Source organism: Fibrobacter sp. UBA3629 (genome assembly GCF_002374005.1).
Classification (GTDB): domain Bacteria; phylum Fibrobacterota; class Fibrobacteria; order Fibrobacterales; family Fibrobacteraceae; genus Fibrobacter.
On the sequence record NZ_DFLC01000026.1, the window covers coordinates 46,349 to 55,361 of the forward strand.

Below are 9,013 nucleotides of genomic sequence, written 5' to 3' on the forward strand. Positions count from 1 at the left end.
GTCGCCAAGCTCACGGGCGTTGCCATCATGATGTTCTCGATTCATTTCTACCTGAACGGCACCATGGAACTTGCCAACTGCGCTGTCATGCTGGTGTGCTCCTTCATGCTCTTTGCGGCTCTGGAACTGGGCGGTAGCTACGCGGCCCTCCTCCGCACCGTAGATATCGCCGTGAACCGCGCAAACGATATCTTGAGCAAGCCCACCATGGACATCGATGGCGAAGACGTTGCCCCCGCCAATCACGATATCAAGGCCGACGGTATCGATTTCGCTTACGATAAGCGCAAAATCATTGACAACGTGACGCTTTCCATTCCCGAAAAGACGACTACGGCCATCGTGGGCCCGAGCGGTTCGGGCAAGACGACGCTTTGCCATTTGCTCTCGCGCTTCTGGGACGTAAACGCAGGTTCGGTGACCTTGGGCGGCCGCCGCGTGCAAGATTACAGCATGGACAGCCTCATGAAGAATTTCAGTTTCGTGTTTCAGAACGTGTATCTGTTCCGCGATACGATTGAAAACAACATCAAGTTCGGGAATCCGAGCGCAACGCACGAGCAAGTCGTGGATGCCGCCAAGAAAGCCTGTTGCCACGACTTCATCGAAAAACTCCCCGACGGCTACAACACGGTCATCGGCGAAGGCGGCGCAAGCCTCAGCGGCGGTGAACGTCAGCGCATCTCGATTGCACGCGCCATCATGAAGGATTCCCCGGTCATCATTCTGGACGAAGCGACCGCGAACGTGGACCCGGAAAATGAACGCGACTTGATGCTTGCCATTCAGGAGCTGACCCGCGAAAAGACGGTCATCATGATCGCGCACCGTCTAAAGACCGTGCGCCACGCCGACCAGATTATCGTCTTAGACAAGGGCCGCATCGCAGAACAGGGCAAGCACGAAGAACTCGTGAAGAACGGCGGAATCTACGCCCGATTCATCGATTCCCGCCGCGAAGCCGTCAGCTGGAAACTGTAATGAATATTGCCGCTCCCGGCGTGATGATGGGGGCCGGCGGCGAGTTCCTTTCGCAGGCGACTCGTTTGGACGCGCTCCATCATAAAATTCTACATTAAATCATGAACAAGAATGGCATTGCGATTGGTTATGCGATAGCGGCGGCCGCATTTTATGCACTGAATGTCCCCTGCTCCAAAATGCTGTTGGCCCACATTTCGCCTGTATTCATGGCGGGGCTGCTCTATATTGGCGCGGGGCTCGGCATCGGCATTCTCTTCCTGTTCCATATCAGGCGCGAGCCCCAATCAGAACGGCTCTGCAAAAAAGATTTCCCCTACACGCTGGGCATGGTCCTGCTCGATATCGCAGCGCCCATATTGCTCATGTTCGGTGTCAAGTACGGAACGTCCAGCAACGCCTCCCTGCTCGGTAACTTCGAAATCGTCGCGACAGCGCTGATTGCGCTATTCATCTTTAGAGAAAAGGTGTCTACGCGTTTGTGGATTGCCATTTTATTTATAACGACATCCAGTTTCATTCTCTCGTTTGAAAATGCCGACGGATTCAAATTTTCGATCGGCTCCATCTTCGTTCTCGGCGCGACCATCTGCTGGGGGCTAGAAAACAACTGCACCCGCAAAATTTCGGACAAAAGCACATACCAGATTGTGACCATAAAAGGCCTCTGTTCCGGAATCGGCTCCATCGTCGTTTCGCTTACCACAGGCGAAATGCATTTTGCCGTAAAATACATCCCGCTCGCCCTGCTGCTCGGCTTTGTGGCTTACGGTCTGAGCATTTTCACCTACATCCGCGCGCAACATTACCTGGGAGCCGCAAAGACTAGCGCCTTTTACGCATTCGCGCCCTTTATCGGCGTTCTTTTTTCTGTCGTGCTCTTGAACGAAAAAATCACGTTGCAATACATCGTGGCGTTCCTGGTCATGATCGCCGGAACCATTTTTGTGGTTTACGATACGCTTGTCCGCTCACATTCGCACATGCATCAGCATATTTTCACGCACACGCATGGCTGCATAACCCATACACACGTTGTTACGCATTCCCATTTGCACAACCATGTCTTTTCCGATGCAAAGCACGGTCACAGCCACGACATCAAGGACCTAGAGAAAATCTCAACACACTGATGAGGAATTTAAAAATGTCCGCAAAGCGTAACGAAGTTGCGTCTGCAACTTCGAAACTCAATCACACGCTCATCATTGCATCAATCAACTTTTCCTGATTGCCTTGCAGCAGATACTGTTCCGCGATTTTTCCGTGTTCCATGCGAATGACGGACTGGCAACAGTTTAGAATAAATTCGGGGTCGTGGGTAATCACGAGCAGCGTCTTTCCGCTTGTGGCAAGTTTTTTAAGGGTTGCCGAAACGGCAAGCATCTGTTTGTAATCCAGGCCGCTGGTAGGTTCGTCGAATACGACAATTTCGCGCCCGCTAGAGACGCCGCTGCCGATAGCCACGCGTTGCTTTTGACCGCCCGAAAGAGCCATCGGATGTTCATGCGCATACTGATCCAAATTCAAACCGGCAAGAATTTCAAGAGCAGCCTTTTCGTTTTGCGGACGCATGCCCAGCAAGATTTCGTCAAGGACGCTTTCCGTAAACAGCTGGTGGTTCACGTCCTGCATAATCAGGTACGCGCCGTATTTGCGGGCCTTGCGCTTTTGTCGCCAAGTTCCGCGGAGCCCGCACAGCACCTGGGCCAGCGTCGATTTGCCCGCCCCATTATGGCCGATGATGGCGGTGATTTGATTGCGCGGGAGTGAAAGTTCTGGAATGTCTAAAACCGGAAATTTGCGATTGTAGGCGAAATGGAGGTTGTTGAAGAGCAATGACTCTTTAAGAGTTCGCTTCGCAGGCTCCTTCGAACGTTCCGGCCCTTCGGCAAGCTCAGGAACCTTATTTTTTAGTTGTTCCAAATTCATGCAGCGCAGTCCGAGGCTTGCCGCATATTCCGGGCCTTTCGCTTCGAGTTCCGCAGGAGCCCACTCGTGCGCAATACAGCCGTCTTTTACGTAACAAATCCGGTCTGCGATTTCACGCAGGTAATGGATGCGGTGCTCCACGATAACAACGGTCTTGCCGCGGGATTTCCAAAACCCGATGATTCCGGCGAGGTCCGCGACGGTCTTCAGGTCAAGATTAGCCGATGGCTCGTCAAGAACGAAAATTTCGGGGTCGGTCGCAGAGACCGAGGCGCAGGCGATTTTCTGCTTTTCTCCGCCGGAAAGGTGGAAGATGTTTCGGCCCGACAAATGTTCTATGTGGAATTCCTTCACGACGCGATTCACGCGTTCCATGATTTCTTCCGGATCCATTCCCAAGTTTTCACAGCCGAAGGCAATTTCACTGTCGGTATCGATGTTGAAAAACTGCGAACGGGGATTCTGGAAAACGGAACCCACATGTCTTGAAATTTCGGCAAGCGTCATGTCGGCGGTATTCTTGTCGCCGAGCAATACATCGCCCGCCATCGTTCCCGATTGATAAAGCGGAATAAGCCCGTTGATTAGCTTAGAAATAGTCGTCTTTCCGCAACCCGACTCCCCCACAAGCACAACGCATTCGCCAGACTTGATTTCAAAATTCAAGTTCTTGATGACGGCATCGTCCAAGGAATCGGTGTAAGAGAACGAGACGTTTTTGAGGGTAATGTTCATAAATTGGGATAGACAATTAAGATAGATTGCTTCGCTACGCTCGCAATGACGTAACAGCACTAATTACGAAGTAAAAATATTACAATTACCGCAATACAATAAACAAACACGACAACATCTTGAACGTGGAACCCGATTTTGACAATGCAACTACGTCTCGTTTCTGGCGAAAGTCCGCGCGTCGTCGCCGCTACCGAAAGTTCATCCCCGATTTTCGTGAGTGACACCAACAACGGAATAAGTCTGTATTCCAAAATGGCAAGCGGGTTCTTTAATGTCCGCAGGCTGAACAGGCGAATACCCCGCATGCGCATGGCGTTCCCGATATCGCGGGCTTCATCGAATACAGTCGGGAAAAAGCGAATCATCACCGCTAAGGGAATCGTCACTTTGTTAGGAATATGCATCTTCGACATTCCCGCCATGAACTCGTTCACCTTGGTGGTCGTCATGACATAGTAAAAAATAACGCTTATCGGCATCACATGCGAAACAAGCATCATCGTCGAGACAAACAGCGTGCCCGCGAGCCCGACATCCATTGTTTTTAAATAATCAAAACTGAATGCAGATATTGCGTACAAGAAAGAAAAGAGCAGGGAAAACCGCCATCTTTTTTCAAGCACCAATAAAACCGCCGGCAAAATAACAATCATGGCGCCGTAAATCACTGGCGCGGAAAGAATGATGCTGTTTCCCGCAATCGTTAAGAACAGTTTTGTCCGAGGGTCCAATTTCACCGGGCAAGCCCAATTCGTTCGAAGTGTCTTTTCATGATGCGGCGGGCCACAAGTCCACCGATAACGGCACCCAAGATGCCGAAGGTGTAGATTCCGACCAGGGGCCAGATGCTGTTAGAAAGTTCCGCCAACTTCGCAACGTAACCTTCGTCGCACATGCCACGGGTATATTCCAGATATTCCTCGGTATAAAGCCAAAGCGGAAGCAGCATCGAAGAACTCATTAGGCTCAAGACAATGTTTGCCATGTACAAGCCGGCAAAATTTTTCCCTATGATTTTCAGAATTGTTCCCGACAGTAGCCCAACTGCAAGGCTTATCGCAAACATGATAACGCTCTGTCCCATTATCAGCATGGCACTGCCGAAAATGCCGCAAAAAAGCATACAGCACAGGATCGGCCTTTCTATTTTCGAATAGAATAGGAACATGGGAATGCTTGTCACAAGTGCGATGCTCGCGGTCGAAAAAACAATAAGGGCGGGAATGTAGCCGATGCTCGACGACATAAAACCAAGCACGATATAAAGTGCCGAAAATATGCCTACGTTCACCAAGTCGCGAACCAACGTATTTGATGATTTTTTCCCGGTCGATCTTACATTACTCATAAAAGTCTCCAATAGCAAACAAATGCACGCCAAATAGAGTTTTTTGATGCACTTTTTTCTACTCCATTTAGACAGAAAAAGGACCGCGGCAAACAGCCGCAGCCCCTTTTTATGCGTATTTTATGTGGATATTAGAAACTGAATACGGTTTCGAGACCGAAGCGCAGCGCAGTATCGTCCTCGTTATCCTGCACGGGAATGTCCACCATGCCGAAGGCCGTGATTTCGAGGTTTTCCACCGGCGTAATGTAGGCGCGGGCACCGACATCGAATGTAGCGGCGGAATCATCGTCATCATCCATGGTATTGGTGTGGTATTCTACAGGAATGCCGAGCTTGATGAATTCAGCAAGCTTGAAGGCGGGTTCGGCATACACGAAGAAGTATTCCGGAATTTCGCCGTTGTCAAGGTCGCTCGCATCTTCGGCGGCATCGCCCCTATCGACGATAGCATAGAAAGCGGTCGTCTTGATATCGAACATGCCCACTTCAAAAGTCGGCTCGACCAAGAAGGCGTGAGCGGTAGAAGTCCAGTCCTGACCATCAACCACGTCACCGTCGTCACCCAGGTAATCGGCATGGAAGCCGTACACAGCCCTGAAACCAAAGCCACCGATATTCAGGCCAGCCTCAACACCGGCATGGAGTTCATTGTGCTGTGCAGTCTGGAAGCTCTTGTAGTCAACGAACGGACGCAGGTGCTGACCGGCGATATCAAAATCGTAGGCAGCGTGCACGTCGTAGACCTTCGCGCCATCGTCATCGGCAAAGTCGTTATCACCACGACCGAAGCCAAAGCCGAGCACAAGGCCCGCCAAGTCAATTTCAAGACCGCGAATATCGTGTTCCTTCATGCCCGCAGCATTGTCTGCCGGATCATCGTAGCCGTAGTAGGCATTGAACGCGCCTTCCGAGAAGGTCAGGTCACCCAGCTTGACGGCGAAGAAATCGGCCGGCTGGTACTGAACGTAGGCGCCGTTATAGACAGCAGCGGGGCTATCCGTTTCACCATCAGTTTCAAGCTGCACGGATGCAGACCACTTTTCGTTGAACTTCACTTCCACATTCAGGTCGAACGTAGATGCGTATTCATGGTTCAGGTCGTCATCGTTCAAAACGTCGCCCGTGTAGGCATCGAATTCGACTTCGCCGGAGAACTTGACTTCCATGTTGGCGGCAGAAGTTTCTTCGCTCATGCTCGCCTTGAGCATGTCGAGAGCGTTACCTGCGGCATTGGCCACTTCGGCAGGATTCGTGTTTTCGGCAGGAGCCTTTTCTTCAGCGGGAGCCGGTTCTTCGGCCTTTGCCTGTTCTGCAGGTGCTGCGGCAGGGGCTTCCTGTGCAGGGGCCGGGGCAGCTTGGGCAGGAGCTTCCGCAACAGGCGCTGCAGCGGGGGCTTCGGCGGCAGGAGCAGCTTCCTGAGCGAATGCAGGCATCGCAAACACGGAGGCGGCTGCAAGGCCGAACAAGAGATTAGACGTCAAACGGTTTTTCATTTTTTTCTCCCTTGACGGATTAATTTTCTGTTTTTGTAACACTCCGTCAGGTTTTTTACAAATAGTGCTACAAAAACGCTTGGCTATCACTTTCTGTGTACTAACGTTGCAAAATGCGTGCCAAGAGGTTGTAGTTTAGTTTCAAAAATTAGACTAATCTAATTCAAGATTTTTAATAAAGGGCTGGCAGGTTTTGGGCCCACCAGCCCTATTCTTGATTCTAAAGGTTAGTCTTCGAAGCGCTTTTCCTTATTCGCCTTCATGCCGAAGAGTTTGAGGAAGATTCCAGTACCCACGAGCACCACGATGGCGGCGACAATCCATGTCATGTTTCCGCCAACAGGAACCTGGTAGAGGAGCACGGCAATCGCCCAGGCAATGAGCGTCTGCACGGTCGCCATGAGGACGGCGAGACCGAGGCCGATTTCACGGGTAACCACGCCCATGGCGGCAAGGCACGGCACGTAAAGCAAGATGAAGATGAGGAACGCAAACACCTGCCAGCTAAAGCCATCCACCGGGTTACCATTCTTGTCCGGATTGTGGAAGTAGGAGCGGAGGTTCGCATAAATATCCATCGTCTCGGAGAGGTCGCCTTCTTCGAGAGCGCCCATTTCGTCTTCGGAGAGTTCGAGACCTGCGGCAGCGAGCTTGGCAAACACGGCTTCGCGAGTCTTTTCATCCTCTTCTTCTTCGCCGAAGGTTTCGATGGCTGCATATTCTTCGCAGGTCAGCACCTTGGCGTCGGTAATCTTGTCCAGAGTTTCCTTCTTAAGTTCGGCTGCTTCCTGGCCTTCCAATTCGCCGGTGGTTCCGAGCGGGTCGGTAAGCGAGCCGAAGACTTCGGCGAGGTTAGCGGGAATTGATCCGAGAGCTTCGAGCACGGCGCCCTTGATATCGGGAGCGCCACCTTCTTCCTCTTCTTCGGCCGGGCATTCGTCTACACCGGCGATAAGCGGCTTTTCTTCTGCAGCAGGTTCCGCGACGGTTTCTTCTGCAGGAGCGGCTTCGGCAACAACTTCTGCGGGTTCAGCGGCGGCAGTTTTAGCCTCTTCGGCAGGCTCAGTGACCTTATCGGTTGCGGAGCTTGTCGAACCATCTGCAGGAGCATCGGCATTTTCCCCCACCATGGAATACAGCGAGTTCATAGTACCGATAACAGCTTCCTTGGCCAACAGGCCAGTGAACAGCGACACGGATGCAGGCCAGTTTTCTTTTTCGACACCGAAGGGTTCGAATACCGGCGTAATGGCCTTACCGATTATAGAAAGCAAGCTGTTTTCGGAGTCGCCGTTACCGGCAGTGAACTCGTTGGACTTCACCACCTTGGATTCGTCAACAACGAAACCTTCGGGGAGAGCAACATTTTCAGTCTCGCCTTCTTCATTTTCCTTGACCATCTGGTAGCCGTCTTCGGCCTGGACAATTTCGGTCGCCGTGCCGTCAACATCAACATACATCTTCTCGACAATACCAAAACTGTTGAGGAACCCGAGCACAGCAACGGCAAGCGTAATCACCTTACCGGCGCGCCAGATGTAGTCGCGCAGGCGCTGCCAGCAGTGAATCATCAAGGACTTGAACTTGGGCAAGTGATACGGCGGAAGTTCCATCACAAAGTTGCTGGCCTGGCCCTGGAAAAGCGACCTCTTCAGGAACAAACCGTAAGCGATGGCGAACAGCACACCGGTGAGGTAAAGCAGGAACACCACCGTGCCCGCCATCTTGCCGAAGAATGCCGCCGCAAACAGTGCATACACCGGGAGGCGTGCGCCGCAGCTCATGAACGGCACCAAGAAGATGGTGAGGAAACGTTCACGCTTGGATTCCAGCACGCGGGTGCCCATAATGGCCGGCACGCCGCAACCGAAGCCCACCATCATCGGCACGAAGGCACGACCCGGGAGTCCGAGGAATCTCATAAAACGGTCGGCGACAAATGCCGCGCGGGCCATGTAACCCGAGTCTTCCAAGAACGAAAGGCACAGGAACATGAAGAAGATGACCGGAATGAAGGTCGAAACCGTCTGGATACCGGCACCGATACCGTCGGCGAGAACTGCCGTGACAAAGGAGGGGCAGCCGAGTACATCGCCCAGCACGTAGCCGAGGCCATCCACGAAAATCGCACCGAAGAGCACGTCAAAGAAATCAATGAACGCAGAACCGATCGTCACCGCAATCCAGAACACCAGATACATGATGACCAGGAAAATCGGGAGTGCAGCCCAGCGGTTCAAAAGAACTGCGTCAAGCTTGTCCGAGAAAGTCTTCTTGGCGCGCGCAGAAACAATCGCCTTCCCCGCCACCTCGTGAGAAATGGAATAGCGGTTTTCGGCCATCGCAAATTCCGGCTCTTCGCCCAGAATCTTCACGACTTCGGCCTTGTCGAGCTTTACGCCCGCTTCAGCGAATTTGTCTGCATAGCACTTCTGGTTGCCCAAATACATGAGCGAAACCCAGCGAGCATCTGCATCCAAGAGCTTTGCAACAGGAGCCACCTTCGGTTCCAAAACCT

At 52.2% G+C, this 9,013-nt stretch carries 7 protein-coding genes; 2 read left to right on the forward strand and 5 right to left on the reverse strand.

Annotated features, from left to right (window positions below; translation table 11 throughout):
* Together B2310_RS08630 and B2310_RS08635 are read left to right on the forward strand one after the other, a co-directional pair.
* Positions 1–981: ABC transporter ATP-binding protein (locus tag B2310_RS08630; protein WP_290730552.1), on the forward strand; the 981-nt coding region annotated here is incomplete at its 5' end.
* Between the two features lie 101 nt (positions 982–1,082).
* Positions 1,083–2,114, forward strand: coding sequence for a DMT family transporter (locus B2310_RS08635; RefSeq protein WP_290730555.1), 1,032 nt, complete (start codon positions 1,083–1,085; stop codon positions 2,112–2,114).
* A 61-nt stretch (positions 2,115–2,175) separates the two neighbouring features.
* On the opposite strand, the gene B2310_RS08640 is transcribed toward B2310_RS08635, so the two are convergent.
* The 5 genes from B2310_RS08640 to feoB all read right to left on the reverse strand — a co-directional run.
* Positions 2,176–3,648, reverse strand: coding sequence for an ABC transporter ATP-binding protein (locus tag B2310_RS08640; RefSeq protein WP_290730558.1), 1,473 nt, complete (start codon positions 3,646–3,648; stop codon positions 2,176–2,178).
* A gap of 59 nt (positions 3,649–3,707) precedes the next feature.
* Entirely contained in the window at positions 3,708–4,388 is a 681-nt protein-coding gene (locus B2310_RS08645; RefSeq protein ID WP_290730561.1) for an energy-coupling factor transporter transmembrane component T, read from the reverse strand.
* Entirely contained in the window at positions 4,385–4,999 is a 615-nt protein-coding gene (locus B2310_RS08650) for an MptD family putative ECF transporter S component (protein ID WP_290730564.1), read from the reverse strand. Before B2310_RS08650 ends, B2310_RS08645 begins: the two co-directional genes overlap by 4 nt.
* A 131-nt stretch (positions 5,000–5,130) precedes the next feature.
* The gene (locus tag B2310_RS08655; RefSeq protein WP_290730567.1) at positions 5,131–6,495 is read right to left on the reverse strand and encodes a hypothetical protein; all 1,365 of its coding nucleotides are present in this window, start codon (positions 6,493–6,495) and stop codon (positions 5,131–5,133) included.
* Positions 6,496–6,722: 227 nt separating this feature from the next.
* A partial coding sequence (feoB, locus tag B2310_RS08660; RefSeq protein WP_290730570.1) for a ferrous iron transport protein B occupies positions 6,723–9,013 on the reverse strand: 2,291 nt, incomplete at its 5' end.

Bases quoted from the DNA above. Each gene is read 5' to 3' on its own strand.
- B2310_RS08635 (WP_290730555.1), top strand. From the start codon at position 1,083: ATGAACAAGAATGGCATTGCGATTGGTTATGCGATAGCGGCGGCCGCA.
- B2310_RS08640 (WP_290730558.1), bottom strand. From the start codon at position 3,648: ATGAACATTACCCTCAAAAACGTCTCGTTCTCTTACACCGATTCCTTG.
- B2310_RS08650 (WP_290730564.1), bottom strand. From the start codon at position 4,999: ATGAGTAATGTAAGATCGACCGGGAAAAAATCATCAAATACGTTGGTT.
- B2310_RS08655 (WP_290730567.1), bottom strand. From the start codon at position 6,495: ATGAAAAACCGTTTGACGTCTAATCTCTTGTTCGGCCTTGCAGCCGCC.